Annotated in this window: 9 protein-coding genes, 1 tRNA gene and 1 pseudogene; 5 read left to right on the plus strand and 6 right to left on the minus strand. The window is 68.5% G+C overall.

Annotated features, from left to right (window positions below):
* The coding region (locus NBW77_RS08855) for an AAA family ATPase (RefSeq protein ID WP_250279549.1) at positions 1-1,519 on the plus strand (1,519 nt) is incomplete at its 5' end.
* Entirely contained in the window at positions 1,516-1,959 is a 444-nt protein-coding gene (locus NBW77_RS08860; protein WP_131747737.1) for a hypothetical protein, read from the plus strand. The genes NBW77_RS08855 and NBW77_RS08860, both read left to right, overlap by 4 nt.
* Here NBW77_RS08860 and NBW77_RS08865 read toward each other — a convergent pair.
* The 3 genes and pseudogenes from NBW77_RS08865 to NBW77_RS22765 form a co-directional block, all read right to left on the minus strand.
* Complete coding sequence (locus tag NBW77_RS08865; RefSeq protein ID WP_131747736.1) at positions 1,915-2,427, minus strand: hypothetical protein; 513 nt, start codon at positions 2,425-2,427, stop codon at positions 1,915-1,917. The genes NBW77_RS08860 and NBW77_RS08865 overlap by 45 nt on opposite strands.
* Positions 2,428-2,880: 453 nt before the next feature.
* A tRNA-Lys gene (locus tag NBW77_RS08870) sits at positions 2,881-2,953 on the minus strand.
* Positions 2,954-3,109: 156 nt separating this feature from the next.
* Positions 3,110-3,423: pseudogene (locus NBW77_RS22765) on the minus strand (DDE-type integrase/transposase/recombinase); the annotation flags it as partial.
* 272 nt (positions 3,424-3,695) lie between these two features.
* Here NBW77_RS22765 and NBW77_RS08880 point away from each other — a divergent pair.
* The 3 genes from NBW77_RS08880 (at position 3,696) to NBW77_RS08890 (ending at position 6,754) form a co-directional block, all read left to right on the plus strand.
* Positions 3,696-5,495: a DUF4012 domain-containing protein gene (locus NBW77_RS08880; protein WP_242605993.1), complete on the plus strand. Its 1,800-nt coding sequence runs from the start codon at positions 3,696-3,698 to the stop codon at positions 5,493-5,495.
* A 139-nt stretch (positions 5,496-5,634) separates the two neighbouring features.
* Entirely contained in the window at positions 5,635-5,976 is a 342-nt protein-coding gene (locus tag NBW77_RS08885) for a hypothetical protein (protein WP_131747735.1), read from the plus strand.
* Positions 5,977-6,070: 94 nt separating this feature from the next.
* On the plus strand, positions 6,071-6,754 hold the full coding sequence (locus NBW77_RS08890) for a hypothetical protein (RefSeq protein ID WP_131747734.1): 684 nt from the start codon (positions 6,071-6,073) through the stop codon (positions 6,752-6,754).
* Between the two features lie 644 nt (positions 6,755-7,398).
* Here the strand turns inward: NBW77_RS08890 and NBW77_RS08895 are convergent.
* From NBW77_RS08895 to NBW77_RS08905, 3 genes are all read right to left on the minus strand, one after another.
* Positions 7,399-8,562 carry a nitroreductase family protein gene (locus NBW77_RS08895; RefSeq protein WP_165486236.1) on the minus strand — a complete coding sequence of 388 codons (1,164 nt, stop codon included), beginning with the start codon at positions 8,560-8,562 and terminating at the stop codon, positions 7,399-7,401.
* Positions 8,559-10,733, minus strand: a complete 2,175-nt coding sequence (locus NBW77_RS08900; protein WP_250279550.1) for an MMPL family transporter — start codon at positions 10,731-10,733, stop codon at positions 8,559-8,561. The genes NBW77_RS08895 and NBW77_RS08900 overlap by 4 nt, the downstream gene beginning before the upstream one ends.
* Before the next feature lie 152 nt (positions 10,734-10,885).
* Positions 10,886-15,634, minus strand: coding sequence for a type I polyketide synthase (locus tag NBW77_RS08905; RefSeq protein WP_250279551.1), 4,749 nt, complete (start codon positions 15,632-15,634; stop codon positions 10,886-10,888).
* Between the last annotated feature and the right edge of the window lie 645 nt (positions 15,635-16,279).

Genomic DNA, 16,279 nt, shown 5'->3' on the forward strand with positions numbered 1-16,279 from the left:
GCTGCGGTCCGCCGGCGCGCGGGCGGACGCCACGGCCGGAACGCCCGCCGCCGACGCCCGCCGGGTCGCCGGGCTGCTGCGCGCCGGGCTCAGCCACCACCAGGAGCACGGAGACAGCACTTGTCCCCTGTGCGGGGTCGGCACGCTTGACGAGACCTGGCGTGCGGCCGCCGCCGTCGAGGCCGACAGGTTCGGCATCCTCGCGAAGGAGGCCGACAACGCCGACCTCCAGCTGCGCGGCGCTCTCGCCGCAGCCCACGCGCTGGTGGAACGACGCCCGGACATCCTCGGCACCGATCCCGCGAGTGGCCTGACCGCCGCCGAGGTCGTCGATTCGGTCGCGGAGGGCGCCGCCGGAGCCCAGGCCGCTTGGGATGCCTGGGACGGGCTCCGCGCCGTCGTCGATCCCGCCGTGCTCGCCGACGAGCTTGTCGTCCGGCACACGGCACTGGTCACCGCCGTGGACGCGCTGAGGTCCAATGCCCGCTCCCGCCTGGACGGCCTCGAGACCGCCTGGTCACCGCTGGCGCGGCAGGCCCAGGACTGGCTCGACACCGCCCGCCGCGCCCGTTCTCGCCAGCCGCACCTGGCCGCCCTCAAGGAGGCCGGCGACTTCCTGAAGCGGCTGCTCGAACGCCTGCGGGACGAGCGGCTCGCCCCGTTCGCCGCGCAGCAGCAGGCCATCTGGGGCGAACTCCGCCAGGAAAGCAACGTCGATCTCGGCCCGGTGCGGCTGCGCGGCACGGCGACCCGACGCCGGCTCGTGCTCGACGTCACCGTCGACGGCGCGGGCGGCACCGCGTTCGGCGTGATGAGCCAGGGCGAACTGCACGCCCTCGGGCTCGCGCTGTTCCTGCCGCGCGCCACCGTTCCCGAAAGCCCGTTCCGGTTCGTCGTCATCGACGACCCGGTGCAGGCGATGGACCCGGCGAAGGTCGACGGGCTCGCGCGGGTGCTGCTATGCACCGCCGAAACCCGTCAGGTCGTCGTCTTCACCCATGACGACCGGCTCGCCGACGCGGTGCGCCGGTTCAGCCCGAGTGCTTTTCCCACCTACCACCTGGACGTCATCCGCGCGGAGCAGTCGGTCGTCGACATCAGGCCGTCTCTCGACCCGGCATCACGGTGGCTGAACGAGGCCGAGGCGCTAACGCTGACCGACGGCCTGCCGGATGACATCAAGGCGGCGCTGGTCCCCGCCTTCTGCCGGTCGGCCGTGGACGCCGTGTTCCTCGACATCCACCGCTGCCGACGGCTCGCCGCCGGCGACCGCCATCACGACGTCGAGGCCGCGATCACCGCCGCCCGCCGGACGGGGTCGAAGGCCGCGCTCGCGATCTTCAACGACACCGCCCAGGAGAAGAAGGTCGCGTCCTACATCACCAACAAGTGGGGCGCGTCGGCTGGGGGCTTCTACCGGACCATCAAGGAACGCGGCCACGAGCCCTGGGCCGGTGACCTCAGCGACCTGATGCGGCAGTCGACCGACCTCGTCGGCAAGCTCGGCGAGCTTCGATGAGCGCCACCGGTCGCCGGGTGAACACCGCTGATCACTACCTGAAGGCGGCGGATCGCTACCTGGACGCCGCCGACGGCCTCCTCCGTGGCGCACCAGCCGGTGCCGCGGGGTTCTGGCCACGAGCCTGCGCCTGGTTGCTGCGGCTCGCGCTCGAAGCCGCGGTGAACGAACTATGGGCCCGGGAACACCCGGAGGTCGTGCTGGTGTCGATGCGCGCGCGGCTGCTCAGCCTGCACAGTACGCGAGCCCTCGAACCGACCGTTCCCGGCCGCGCGGAATACCTCTGGGCGGCCCTCTCCCGCACAGTGCACCACCACCCGTACGAGCTCTCCCCGACCGCCGCCGAACTGCGCGGCTGGTACCGGGACGTGCGGACGCTCGCGGACGAGCTGCGCTCATCTCTGCCGACGCGCACCCGAGGCGGCAATCCGCCGGCCTGACCCACGCACGACCGACGACCGCGCGCCGTCCAGCCGGGCGCGGATGAGCGCGAAGGGTTCCCACACCTCGACAAGATCCTTCTCCGGTGCGGCGAGATCGTGAAAATGGCGGAGCAGCCCGCCGAGTTCCCGCGGTGTCACCCGACAGTCCGGGTCGGTCTCGTAATAGACCCACAGGGTCACGACACCCGTCGACGTGACGACCGGCTGGCGCAGGCCGGGGACGGCGGCGGGTTCGGCCACCTCCATCCCTCGGACGGCGATCCGCACCACGAAGTCCACCGTCCGCGCGACGTGTTCGGCCCGGGTCTGCGGGCGCGCCACCCGGAGCACGAGGCCCCGTTCCCGGTACGCGTAGAGCGCGTTCTCTCCAAACCGGAGCAGGTCCAGATCCGGTGGAGCCTCGACACCGAGCCGCGCGAGCGCGTCGAACGCCGCCATGCGGGCGTCGGACTCCTTCCAGGCCACAACGCCCTACCAGGCGAGACGGGCACAGAAGGGACGCCAGGGGCGACCGGGAGGACCGCGCCGGACCGCTCCCGGGCCAGGGGGCGCGAACAGGTGGCCGGACGCACCAACGCGATCAGACTCACGGTCCCGTCCAGGGTCGAGGCTCTCCGTCACCACCACCCTAGGCCCGCAAGCCGTCACAAGCATCCGGGACGGGACAATCCGGGCGCAGGCAGAGCGCCACCTGGTCCATGTCTCGGTCTGCGTCGGGAGGTGGAACCCCCGGTCTCCCGAAAGGCAGCGGAGATCACAAAATCGGTACCCGCGACCCCGTCCGGGTCCACTGACGGGCACCATCGAGCAACATCGACCGATGACGACAAGCGTCGAAACCGTGGGGTAAACGTGGGGTTCGGCGCCTCGGACGCCCGGATGCGCGACAAGAAGCGCCTGTGCTGCAAGCATTTTGGGTGGGCCGCCAGGGACTCGAACCCTGAACCCAGAGATTAAAAGTCTCTTGCTCTAACCATTGAGCTAGCGGCCCTGCCCCGTGATCGTACCTGCCCAGCGAGGCTTCGTGACGACGGTCGGGCTGCCATCGGCAAGGCCTAGCTGGCCGGCCCGGCGTACCGAGGCTGCTGGGCTCTGTTGTATTGAGCGGAGGCAAGACACAGTGGACCCACCCGTGTCGGACCGATGATCAGATCGTCAGGGTGGGCTCGGTGAAGGCAGCCGTCAGCCGCAGGCCGGGTTCGGTGTCCATCCCGAGTTCGTAGTGACCGCGGCGGATGTTTCGAACGAACCCGTGTCCGCCGTCAGATCCCGATGCTCACCGGCGAGAACATCGATGGCCTGGCCGTACCGGTCGACCGCCCGGTACAGGTAGCTCCACCGACCGGCGACCTTCACATACGTCTCGTCGACGAACCAACGATCACCCGACGTGTGCCGGCACCGCCGGGCCGCCTCGATCGACAGCGGGGTGAACCGGCACACCCACCGGTGGACGAGCACGACGCCGACGCATCACTCGATCATGAATGATCGGCCGCCGAGACGGCGGGCCTCGCCAACGCAACAGTGCCGCCTGCCCGGCATCCCGCTCCTCCCTCGGCGTCTACTCGATCACCCTCTACCTCGGATACGTTATGCAGCTGTGCAGATACGGAAAGTTGTTGCTTCGCGAGGGCTGCCGCGGCGCGCAGCCACCCCGGCGCGGTCCCATGAATGAGAGCGGGTCGGTGTCGCCGGGTAGGTTCCGCCGTCTGTCCACCCGGACTCGGCGCATGATGATCGGTGGCGCTCTGTTCGTGCTACTGCTCGCCATAGTGATCATTTGGATCGCGGTACGGGGTCTTCTTGCACGGTCCCATCTGCAGACGGCCCGAGCCGAGATCGCAGCGCTGGGACGGGTGGTGCTGGCCGGTGACGGATCGTCCGACGTTCAACTTCGGACCCGGATCGACGCGATCAGGCAGAACACCGCCGCGGCACGGAAGCTGACCGGCGATCCCCTGTGGGCCGTTGTCGGCCACGTTCCAGCCGTCGGATGTCCCGTCCGGTCCGTCCGGTCGATGGCGGTCGCGGTTGACCGCGTGATCGCGGACGGGCGTACCTCGCTGGGTGACATGGGATCCGTTCTTGACCTGAGCTCCCTGCGCAACGGCACCACCATCGGGGTCGACCGGATCGCGGCCGCGCGTCCGGCCGTCGAAGCCGCGCAGAACGCAATAACGCGGTTCCATCAGCGGTTGGAAACGATCCCGGACTGCGGTCTGATCGGACGGACCTTCGGTCTCAGCACCGCTCGACTCGATGCGGTGAAATCCGCCGGACAGCTCGAACGAGCCGCCGGGACGCTGAGCCTGACCACCCGTCTGGTACCGCCGATGATGGGTATCGATGGGACCCGCCGCTACCTGCTGGTCGTCCAGAACCCGGCCGAGTCGCGGGCCACCGGGGGCATCATCGGCGGGTTCGGTTTGCTGACGGTTACCGATGGCAGGTTCGAACTCGACCGCATCTCCGGCAACGGCCACCTGCCCGGGGGCTCGACCCAGCCGGTCCCGGCGATGCGGCTCCCGTCCGAGCTCGAGAGTCTGTACGGGCCCGCGGAGCCTACGCGGGTCTGGGCCAACGCAAACCTCACGCCCCACTACCCGACCGTCGGTCGTTTCTACACGGCGCTTTACCAGGCGGGTACAGGCGTGCATGTCGACGGGACGATCACTGTTGATCCGACGACGTTGGCCTACCTGCTTGCGGCGACCCGGCCGGCGGTTCTGCCGGACGGGCGTGTCGTTACCGCGGATAAACTGGTCGAACTGGTTGAATCAAGGGTATATGCGGAGATTTCGTATGTTCAGCAACGGGATGACTTCTTCGCCACGGTTGGACGGTCGGTCTACGACGCCGTGGCATCAGGCGGGGGCAGCACACCGAAGCTGCTGGCGGCGCTAAGCCGAGCCGCCTCGGAAGGGCGTCTGTTGGTGTCGAGTAACCATCCGGATGAACAGCTACTGATCGAGCCGACCGTACTCGGTGGCGCGCTTGCGGACGTTGACGGTCCGTACCTCGCGGTGGTGACGCAGAACGCCGCGGCGAGCAAACTCGACTACTGGCTGCGACGCAGCACCGACTACCGCAGTGTGCGGCGTCCCGACGGCTCCGCCGATGTGACGATCACCGTGCGGATCGGGAACGCGGCGCCCAACGGCCTGAGTGAGTACGTCCGCAATCGAAGTGACCATCCTGGTCCCGGGCAGAGCGCACCGCCACGAGGCAATCCGGACGCGCAGAACCTGCTGTTGCTGTCGGTTTACACCGGCGAGGGCAGCGGGCTGCAGTCAGCCACCTTGGACGGCCTCCCCGTGGTCCTGCGCAGGGGTACCGAGCGTGGTCATCCGCTGTTTTCCACGTCCCTGCCGGTGGACCGGGGCCAGACCCGGACCCTGGTGCTGCGGGTCTGGGAACCGGTGGCGAAACCGATCCTGCTTCTCCGGCCGCAGCCACTGGTCGCGCCCGAGCCGGTGACTGTATCCGGCGTACGCCTGGTCACCCCATGGTCACAGAAAAATCCCGACTGACACTCCCGCACGGTAGACACGTAGAGTAGTGATCTATATCCTGAGCGTGGTCAGCCTCGGATAGCTTACTAGCAGGCACAAGGGTGGGAGTACATCCATGAGATTCCGTCGATGGGTAGCTGTGTTGCTGGCTGGAGGCATGCTTGCCCTGGGTGTGACATCGGCTTCCCCGGCCATGGCCCAGGTCTATCCGCCGCCGCCTCCCCAATGCGTTGGTTTCTTCGATATTGGTACGGCGGCCCCGAATCCGGTGGCGGGCGGCGGGTCCGTCACGTTCAGCGGCTGCGGCTACGCACCTGGCTCGAGTGTCCAGATCTACGTCAACTTCCAGAGCCGCACACCTGTGACGGCAGATGTCAACGGCGACATTTCTGTCAAAATAACGGCCCCGCCGGGACCCGGGCTGCTCTGGATCGCAACCATCGGCACCGGTTCGAACGGGTCATGCCGGCTGAGTGTCGCGATCGTTCTTGTGACCTGAATCAGCGTTTCAGCCGGCATCCGGGCCACCTCATACACCAGAGAGTCGCCCGGATACGGAGACAAACTGCCTGGCGTTGCGTAGTGGGAGCACTATGACAATTCGCGCATTCGCGGTCGTGCTGCTGGTGGGCGGCGGGCTGGCCCTCGGCACAACATCGGGGTTCCCTGCTACCGCCGCGCAACAGTCGGAGTTGCCGTTGCCCCGATGCAGCGGTCCGATCAGTTTCGGCGCAGTCGACCCGCAACGCGTCCGGGTCGGTGCTTCAGTGGTTTTCAGCGGTTGTGGTTTTATGCCAGGCACCCCGATCGCCATCGACGTCAATGGCGCGGACGCCCGAACCGCGACCGCGGACGGCTCGGGAAGCTTCACGATCCGGCTGGTTCTCTCCAGGCCGGGTGACCAGTATCTGACCGGCACCGGAACGCCGAAGGATCCCTTTACGTCGGCGCAGGTGGTGACCGGCGGGCCGGCCGCGGGCAGGGCCGTGACCGGCACCGGGAACCAGCCCGCCGACACCCAGCGCAAGGTCGTTGGCATGGCGTGGGCGGACGCCTCCAGGGCCGACGCCATCAGCGACGCCGGCGCTGGAAACACTGGAGGAAGCGGCGGATCCGGAACAGGGGGACAGACGACCGGGCTACCGCTCTCACACGCGGAGACCGGAGCGATCGGAGCCGCCGTCGCCGCCATGATCGGTGCTGGCCTGCTCTTCCTGCGAGTCGCCCGCCGCCGGCCTCGCGGCACCGGTCTGCCCGAGGACGCATCGACCAGCTGAGGCTGGCACCAGTCGGCTGATATAAGCCGATCAGGGAACCGCACGAGACCTGGATACCGGGGTGGGGCACATTGCCACGAGCCCCACCCCGAATCCCGAAACGTTACCGAGAGCACCGATCGTCGGTCGCCATGACCAGAATCGCGATATCGGCACCGGTACCGCGAGGAAGAACACATCCAGGCGGATCTTCTCGGCTTGCTCCAGAATGTTTCCCGACAAGATTTTTCAGCTCACGGGAAGCAGTTTATTCAGATGCCAAAAACGCCGAGAACGGTGGCGACAGTAGAGATTAGAACAGAATCGAAGCCGGCACTGAGAAGGTTGAGAAAAAAGTCGATCATATCGACCCCGCAATCAGTTGGGTTGACGTTACAACAGAAGACTAGCAGGCCGATGTGAGCGCGTAAACGGCTGCTATCACCGGCGCATCAGCCATCGGACCGGATTCTGAAGAGTTACCGGAACAGAAATTACCGCGGACGATTTATTCGATCGGCGCCGTGACCGGTGGACCACAGAGAAAGCAAACTACGACGACATTCCAGGCGTTCTCGGCAGCTACTCAAACCTCGAGTGGACACAACCCTTTGACAGTCATTCACATACCCGGCAAATGACCCCGGGAACAGCATCCGGAGTAATCATGTGGCACGGCGGCGTTCACGGTGGGAACGCCGGTCACGGTGACGGCCCCGCTGTCCGCCCGTACGGTCCTGTCGTTTCCCGGTCCTGCTGTCATTACCGATCGTCGTAGCCAGATCGTTCTTCTTCGCTTTCCGCTGACTGTTGCCGTTGCCGTTGCCGTTGCCGTGCTCGCCGTGGGGATCGAGCCGTCGGGCCGAGAGGGGGACCCGGTTCGCACGGTGTGGGTCGGGCCGGCCGACCCGGGCGATCCACAGCGGTCGTTCGTCCACGGCGGCGGTGAGTTCCGCGACCGCTCCGGCCGTGGCCGGGCAGTCGATGAGATGGCTCTGTGGATGCGCGGCGAACCCGTGGCGGGCCAGCAGCAGCCACAGCCGTTGGACGAGGCGGCCGAACCTGACCTCACCGGCCTCGTCGGTATCAACCGGACCGAGTAGCACCAGCACCGATCCGTCGCCGTCGAACGCCTTTGCCTGCCCGTTGGCAAGCGCCGCACGAAGGCCGAAATGGTGTGGCCGGGACCGTTTCCGGCGCAACGCCGCCCGCATCCCCACCGTCTCATACCACTTCAACGCCAGCGCGACGTCGCTCAGGCCGTCCCGGTGGTAGTCGGGATGTCTCGGGTTCAGGCGCGACCACTTCCGCAACTCGGCGAGAATGCCCGGGTCCGCGACGAACCAGCGGCTCGCCTCGGTCAGCAACGGGCGTAGTGGAGCGCAGTCCAGTGCCACCAGCCGACCGCCGCGGACCGCGGTGATCGCGGTGAGCTCATCCAGGAGGTCGTCCGGTATCGGTTCGGGGGTCCACCGGCCACGCCAGGCCCGGCGGGCGGCGACATCGGCTGCGGTGAACCGGGTGCGATTCGGCTCCGAGGTGTCCATGAGCCTGCCGATCCGGCGGCTGCCCGGGTTGTAATCGGCGACGAACCGAACCGCCACCCCCATGTCACCGCAGACGACCAGGCAGGACTCGACGAACGCGCCGAGAGACAGACGCAGGTCACGGTGGACGGGATCGCTGGGACCCAGCTCGTACCGTTCCTGCCAGCCCACCTCCACTACGCCGGAGGCGTACCGCAGGTGCCATGGCTGGGTGTTGTGAGCGTTCGGCGCCCGGTGGAACAGCGGTTCCAGTGTGCGTAGCGGGCCGGTGTTCGTTGTCACTGTTCGCGGAATCCGAACCGGCTGTGGACAGCGCGCAGCTGCCGGGGCGCCCACCAGTTCCACGGACCCGCCAGCCGCATGAACGCCGGCACCAGCACGGGCCGGACGACCAGGGCGTCCAACAGGATCGCCAGACCTGTCCCCAGCCCGAACAGTTTGATGAACGACACTCCTGAGACCAGGGTCGCGAAGAACGACACCGACAGGATCAGCGCGGCCGCGCTGATGATCCGGCCGCTGCGGGACAGCCCGTCGATGACCGCGTCCTGGAGAGCCGCTCCCGCCTCGTGCCGTTCCCGGACGCGGGCCAGGACGAAGACCGCGTAGTCCATGGACAGGCCGTAGGTCACGCAGAACAGCAGCACCGGGATGGCGACCGGCAACGGTGTCGGGGTGAAGCCGAGCATCCCGGACAGATGTCCGTCCTGGAAGATCCACACCATGGCGCCGAAGACCGCGCTCAGGCTCAGCAGGTTGAACACCAGGGCCTTGAGCGGCAGCACCACGCTGCCGGTCAATCCGAACAGCACCACGAACGTGGCCACGGCGATCAGGACGATGGCCACCGGCAACCGATGACCGATGGAGTTCGTGATGTCCACCAGCTGGGCCGCCTGCCCGGTCACGAGCACGGTCCGGCCGCCCGGTACGTCCACGGCCCGTATGGCGCGGGCGAGCCGGGCGCCCTCGGGGGAATAAGGCTCGACCCGGCTGAGAACTGACAGCCATGTTGCGTCACCCGCGATGAATCGCGCAGTGTCCGGGCCGGCGTCAGCCGTCTGCCTGCCCGCCGTGAAGGAGCCCGCGCCGCTGTCCACCCGTTCGACACCCGCGACCGTGGACAGCCGGCTCGCGTAGGATGCCGCCCGGCTCCGGGCATCCGGGCCGGTTCCCCATGATTCGGCGACGACGGCGAGCGCGCCGCTGTCCACCACCCCGAAGTCCGTGCGGATCCGGTCGGCGCTTTCGCGGCTCTCCGTGGACGTCGGCAGCACCCGGTCGTCCGGCACCCCGAACCTGACGTGCAGAAACGGCAGACCGAGCAGCACCAGGACCGCGAGGGTGGGCAGGGCCGTGAGCAGCGGACGCCGCCATGCCAGCGCGGCGACCCGACCCACCGGGCCGAGCTCCCCGGGGCGCGGATCGTGGCGCCGTCGCGGCACCGGCCACCGCTCGATCCCTCCGCCGAGCAGGACCAGCAGTGCCGGCAGCACCACGAGCGCCCCAGCGAGAGTCACCGCCACGACCGCCACCCCGGCGAAGGCGAACGAACGCAGGAAGTACTGCGGGAACACCAGCAGGCAGCACAGGGCTGCGGCAACGGTGGCGGCGCTGAACAGAATGGTCCGGCCGGCGCTGCGCATGGTCATGTCGAGAGCGGTGACCGTGTCATGGCGGATGCGGTGTTCCTCCCGGTAGCGGGAGACGAACAGCAGGCAGTAGTCAACGGCGAGTCCGAGGCCGAGCGCGGTCGTGAGGTTGACCGCGAACACCGACACGTCCATGACGGCGGCCAGCGCTCCCAGCATGCTGAGCGTGCCGATGATCGCAAGCACGCCGACAAGCAGCGGTACCCCCGCCGCGACCGCCGTCGCGAACACCACCAGTAGCAGAACCAGGGTCGCGGGCACGGCGATCGACTCGGCCCTGGCAAGATCTTTGGTGACCTGTGCGTTGATGTCGTTGTTGATCTGAGTGATCCCGCCGAACCGGACCGTCACCGCCGCGCTGCTGCCCGCTCGGGCGAGAACATCATGTAGCGCCCGGGTGTGCTTGGCGCCGGTGTCCTCGTCGCCGTCGACGTGGGCGACGACCAGACCGACGTCGCCGGCCCGGCCGCGTAGCTGCGCGACTGGGGTCTCCCAGTAGGAGGCCACGACCCGAACACCGGGTTCGCCGCGTAGCCGTGCGGTGACATCCTGCCCGACTGCCCGGACGGCCGGCGTGTCGACGCCGGCCCCACCGGCAGACCCGCCGATCAGGATGAACAGGTTCGGCGCGGCAGCCCCGAACCGGTTGGCGAGAACCCGGCTGCCGCGGACCGAGTCCGACCCGGGATCGTCGAACCCACCGGTTTTCATCCGGCTGACCGCCCCGGTACTCGCGACTCCGGCCAGCACCGCCAAAACCAGGGTGATCAGCAGAATGGCACGCGGACGAGCTACGATCACGCGTAGCAGCCGGCTGTGTACCGCTGGGCGACCGGCTGGCGGGCCGCCCGCCGCGAGACGGCGCCGCCGCCCGGTAGGAGCCCGGTGCCGGGGTCCGGCAGAACGAGGACTGTCCCGTAGCGGAAGGCCGTGAAGGGGGCTGTCGCGGGTTCTCACTGGACCTCCACCAGTTGCTGGGGAACGAGCGTGTCCAGCTCGTCCGCGAGCAGCTGAACGGTTCGTTCGATCTGTTCGGACGTGTGCTCGCCGGTGATGAAGAAGCGCAGCCGCGACAGGCGTTCCTCCACCGCCGGGTAGAGAATCGGATTGACGCTGATTCCGCGCTCGAACAGCGTGTTGGCCAGATGCACGCACCGCAGCGAGTCGCCCACGATGCATGGGATGACCGGAGTGCCGGCGCTGGTCCCGGTGTTGACTCCCGCCTCACGGGCGAGCCGCAGGAACTCCGCCGAGCGTTGCCGCAGTCGCGTGAGGCGATCGGGCTCCGCCCGCATCACCCGCAGCGCGGTCAGGGCGGCGGCCGTGTTCGGCGGGGTCAGGCCGGCGCTGTAGATGAACCCCGGCAGCGTGTAACGCAGATAGTCCACCAGCGCGCCGCTGCCGGCGAGATATCCACCGCAGCTGGCCAGCGACTTCGACAGGGTGCCCATCCACAGGTCGACATCACCCCGGTCGACGCCGAAGTACTCGCCCACCCCGCCACCGGTCGCACCGATCACACCAATGCTGTGCGCCTCGTCGACCATCAGCAGAGCGCCATGACGACGCCGCACCTGGATCAGCGCGGGCAGGTCCGCGATGTCCCCGTCCATGCTGTAGACACCCTCGACGACGATCAGGACCCGGCGGAAGCGGTCACGCACCTGCGTGAGCAGGGCATCCAGGGCCGTGGGGTCGTTGTGGGGGAACGGCCGCCGCGTCGCCCCGGACAGCCGGGCGCCTTGCAGGATGCTGTCGTGAGCCAGCGCGTCATGGACGATCAGGTCGCCGGGCCCGACCAGGTGACCGATCGCGGTGACGTTGGTCGCGTGCCCGCTGACCAGGACGATGCAGTCCTCGACGCCGACGAGGGCGGCGAGCTCCGCCTCCAGGTCGCGGTGCGGCGGCCGGTCACCGGACAGGATGCGGGCGGCCGAGACCGACGAGCCGTATCGCCGCACCGCGGCCGTAACCGCCGAGTTGACCTCAGGGTGTCCGGACAGGCCCAGGTAGTTGTAGGTGGAGAAGCTCACCAGCTCCCTGCCGTCGACAACGGTGCGGTCACGGATGTTTCCCTCGTGCAGCAGGTAGTACGGGCTGCGCAGGCCGAGCCGTCCACTCAGTTCAAGCCGCTCGCGCAACGCCACCACCTCGGGGAAGGAGGCGACCTGCGTGCTCTCGACGGCGGGACGTGCCTGCTCGGGATGAACGTGCTCGGATGGCACGGACGCGGCGGCGTCCACCGAGTGGTCGGTACCGGACTGCGACGGTTCGGACAGGCCGGGCGGTGGATCCGTGGGCCCGGCCACCTCCGCCAGCCCGGACTTCCCGGCAAGTACCCCCACCAGATCGCCGACCGTAGTGACACGGGCGATGTCGTCGGTGTGCACGACCAGTTCGGGCCATCTGCGTCGCAGATTGTTCACCAGGTCGGTCATCATGATCGAATCGAAGCCGAGGTCCCCGACAAAAGCGTGGTCGTCGTGGAGACAGCCCGCGGGCAAGGCGCTCAGCCTGGAAATCACTTCGATTGTCGCGGCCCGAAGCCCGACCAGCCGCGCCGGTGGACTCCCCGCATCCGCCGTGACCACGGCCGGCCGGCGGACGACCCGGTCGGGTTCCACCGGCTGCCGCTGCGTCGGAGGCGCGGGCACGACCATGGGCGTGCCCAGCCGGACGGACGTCGGATCCGGCCGACGAGACGTCGACATGCCGGTGATGCCGATCCCGTCGTCGTTCGGGTCGCTTCCCGTGGCCGGCGCGGCCAGAGCGTGCAGCAGGTTGAGCTGTTTGTCGAGAAGTCTGACGATGTCGTCCATGGGATGGCTGTCCGGACGGGGGCTGTCCATGCGGAGCTCCGGGAGTCGACGGGTCGGGACGCCACGGCGGTGGTCGGGCCGCACCGCTGGGCCGCCGGGCTGGGCAGCGGTGCGGCCGGTAGCGAGCCGCACCGAGTAGGAGCTGGTCACCAGGGGGGAGGGAGGCAGTGTCGTGAGCGTCCGCTCGCCGGGACCGAACAACGGCAGGATGTCGACGTGAACTCCCAGGCAGGCGAGTCGACCGAGGCCGGCGAGCAGAGTGTGGCCTTCGTCGGGTTCGGGCGCGGCCAAGGCGACAAAACTGCCCCGGATCGATTCGGACAGTGACCCGCGGGCCATGGTCAGCAACGATGTGCCACCGAACACCTGGACGAAGATCCTGGCGCCCGCCGCGGCGGCGGTCCGGATCGCGTCGGAAAAACGCACCGGAGCCGAACAGTGCTCCGCCCACAACGCGCGCAGTTCCCGCGGATCGTCGCACCGACCGCCGCTCACCGAGGAGGCCACGACCGCTTCGAACGCGCGCAGGGGAAGGGCGGCCAGCGGGCCCGCCATCGAGATGTCGGCGCCCGCCACCAGCGGAGAATGAAAGGGGTGCGAGACCGTCAGTGGCCGGGCTGTGACACCTTCACGCTCGCACCGCTCACGAAGCCGTTCCAGCGCGTCCAGACGTCCACTGGCTACCACCTGCGACGGATGGTTGACGCAGCCAAGCCACACCCCGTCGATGTCGCCGGCGAGTCGGTGAAACGTCGACTCACCCGCGTGGACCGCCAGCATCCCACCCGTCCACGGGGGGTGAGCATCGGCCACGGCCGCTCCCCGCGCCGCCAGGAAACGGAGTGCGTCGGCCGGGTCGAGGGCGCCTGCGGCCATCGCTGCCGCGACCTCTCCCGCACTGTGACCGATGCAGACATCCGGTCGCACCCCGCACTGTGCCAGCAGCCGGGCGACGCCGATCCCCAGGGCGCCGAGCACGGGCTGGCAGATCTGCGTCGCGGTCAGGGCCGCCTGGGCCGCCGCCGTGTCCGGGTGGGCACCCCACACCAGTTCGACCAGCGAACGTCCGAGCACCGGGCGCGCGACGCCGTCCAGCGTGTCAACCTGCCTGGCGAAACCGGTGAACCGCTCACGCAGGTCGGCGAGCATGCCAGGACGCTGGACTCCCTGCCCGGGAAACAGCCACGCGACCCGGCGGTCCGCCTCGGCCAGTGGGGTAGCCACCACGTAACCACCGCCGGGCAGCGCGCCGAAGCGACCGGTGCGCAGTCGTGTCGCAGCGTCGGTGAGCCGCTCAATCAGCTGTGCACGGGACGCCGCGACCACGCAGAGGCGGGCGGTCAGCGGCTCGCGGGTGGCCAGGGTGTAGGCGACCGATGCCGGGGTGAGCCCCGGGTCGGCGTCCACGGTGTCCCGGATCGCCTCGGTATGTCGGGTGAGCAGCTCCGCTGAACCGGCGGACAGCATCACGAGCCATGGCCGCTCCGGCGTCATGTCCGGCTCCCCACGCTCGGCCACCCGTTCCAGGACGACGTGCACGTTGGTGCCGCCGAACCCGAACGAGCTCACCGCGCCCCGCCGGGGATGTTTCGAGTCCGGCCACGCCTGCGGCTGCGTCGGGATGCGCAGTCCCGATTCGGGCATCGCCAGCCCTGTCCTGGGCTGGACGGCGGGCTGCGGCGGGATCACGCCGTGGTGCAGCGCAAGCGCGGTCTTCAGCAGACCCGCGGCCCCGGCTGCCGCGAGGGTGTGACCGATCAGCGCCTTGGCCGAGGTGAGGGCGCACGGCTCGGCGTCGGGGTCGTCCGCGCGCAGGTCACGCAGTGCGGTGATCTCGATCTGGTCGCCGACGGTCGTTGCCGTTCCGTGTGCCTCGATCATGGTTACCGAACCCGGCGACACCTCGGCATCGGCGTACGCGGCCCGTAGAGCGGCGAGCTGGCCGCTGGCGCTAGGCGTCATCGGGCCGGCCGCGCGACCATCGTTGGTGACACCGATCCCCCGGATCACGGCGTAGACGCGGTCGCCGTCGGCCAACGCGTCGGCCATGGGACGCAGTACCGCGACCCCGCCGCCTTCCCCGAGGACGAACCCGTCGGCGCGTTCGTCGAACGGCCGGCACACCCCGCTTCGCGACAACGCCCCCACCCGGGAAAAGCCGACCAGCGCGTCCGGACCCAGGGTGAGGAAGACCCCGCCCACCAGGGCGACCCGGCACACCCCACTGCGCAGCCCGAGGACCGCCTCGTGCAGCGCAACGAGCGTGGACGAGCACGCGGCGTCCACGGCGAACGCCGGACCACCGAGATCGAACACGCTGCTGACCGTGCCGGCGGCCATGTTCAGCAGACAACCCGCGAGGCTGTATGCCTGGAGAGGCGCGATACTCAAGTCCGCGGCCCGTTCGACCGCCGCGAGCAGCTCCGGATCGGGTTCGCCACCATGCAGCGAACCATCGGCGAGCAACGTTCCCCGGATCCGGGTGCCTGTCAGGTCATGGTAGCCGGACTGGCTGATGCCGACGTAGACGCCTGTACGCGTCCGGTCGAATGGACGGCGTTCGAAACCCGCGTCCTGCAGCGCCTCCCGAGTGAGATCGACCAGCAGCCGATGCTGGGGATCCATCGCCCGGGCGCGCTGCGGCGGAATCCGGTAATGGGACGCGGCGAACCGCTCGACGTCGTCGATGAAGGCAACCTGGTCGGTATAGGTCCGATGCGGATCCCGCGGGTTAACCGGGTCGTAGAAGCTCCGGTGCCGCCACCGACTCGCCGGTACCTCGCGAAACTGTGATCTTGCATCCTGCAGCAAACGCCAGAAAGCACCTGTATCGGCCGCGCCGGGAAAACGAGCGGCAAGCCCGACGATCGCGACTTCTTTCACGGGAAAATCCCCCGGTGATCGATTGTGATCGAATAACCAGCCCCGATAGTAGGGCACCGAACGACAGCTCTACCGGCACCGAAGTCTACGGCGCATCCTTTGGATATACCCGCACACCTGCCCACCGGGGGTAACGGGGTACAGATCCGCTTCGGTCAGCTGCGCCAAGTCGACAAGCACACCATCGTCAGCCTCCCCGAGTCATTCACGGTATCCCGCCGATCATCCGCCGACCCACTTCCGGAGCAAGCCCTGGCGGTTGGGTGGTCGACGTCCGGGCAGTGGCCCGGCCGAACTTTTCCGGCACAGGGACGCATGAATCAGACGAAGCGGACGGCCGGTCGAACGACACCGCTTCACCATTTCTCCCCGCGCCCGGGTCGCATACCCATAATGCCAGCGAAGCCAACAGGGGGACCACTGTAGTTTCAAGGGTGTACGCGTCGAGACTCGCTACCGTTTGCTCCTCCATCTGGCCGGGCAGCTGGATATAAGACGCTGCCCCCGCCTGCCGAACGTTGAGGGGATAAACATGCGTCTGAGCAAGAAACGGCTGGCTGTGGCCTACATGATCGGCTCGGTGGCGGTCGGGCTGACCGCGCCGGCAGCCTGGGCGACGGATGACGCGCCTGGCGTGACCGCGAT

It is taken from the genome of Frankia sp. Cppng1_Ct_nod (assembly GCF_920656135.1).
GTDB lineage: Bacteria > Actinomycetota > Actinomycetes > Frankiales > Frankiaceae > Protofrankia > Protofrankia meridionalis.

Excerpts from the sequence above, each read along its gene's own strand:
- NBW77_RS08860 (WP_131747737.1), top strand. The coding sequence starts at position 1,516 with ATGAGCGCCACCGGTCGCCGGGTGAACACCGCTGATCACTACCTGAAG.
- NBW77_RS08880 (WP_242605993.1), top strand. The coding sequence starts at position 3,696 with ATGATGATCGGTGGCGCTCTGTTCGTGCTACTGCTCGCCATAGTGATC.
- NBW77_RS08885 (WP_131747735.1), top strand. The coding sequence starts at position 5,635 with ATGCTTGCCCTGGGTGTGACATCGGCTTCCCCGGCCATGGCCCAGGTC.
- NBW77_RS08890 (WP_131747734.1), top strand. The coding sequence starts at position 6,071 with ATGACAATTCGCGCATTCGCGGTCGTGCTGCTGGTGGGCGGCGGGCTG.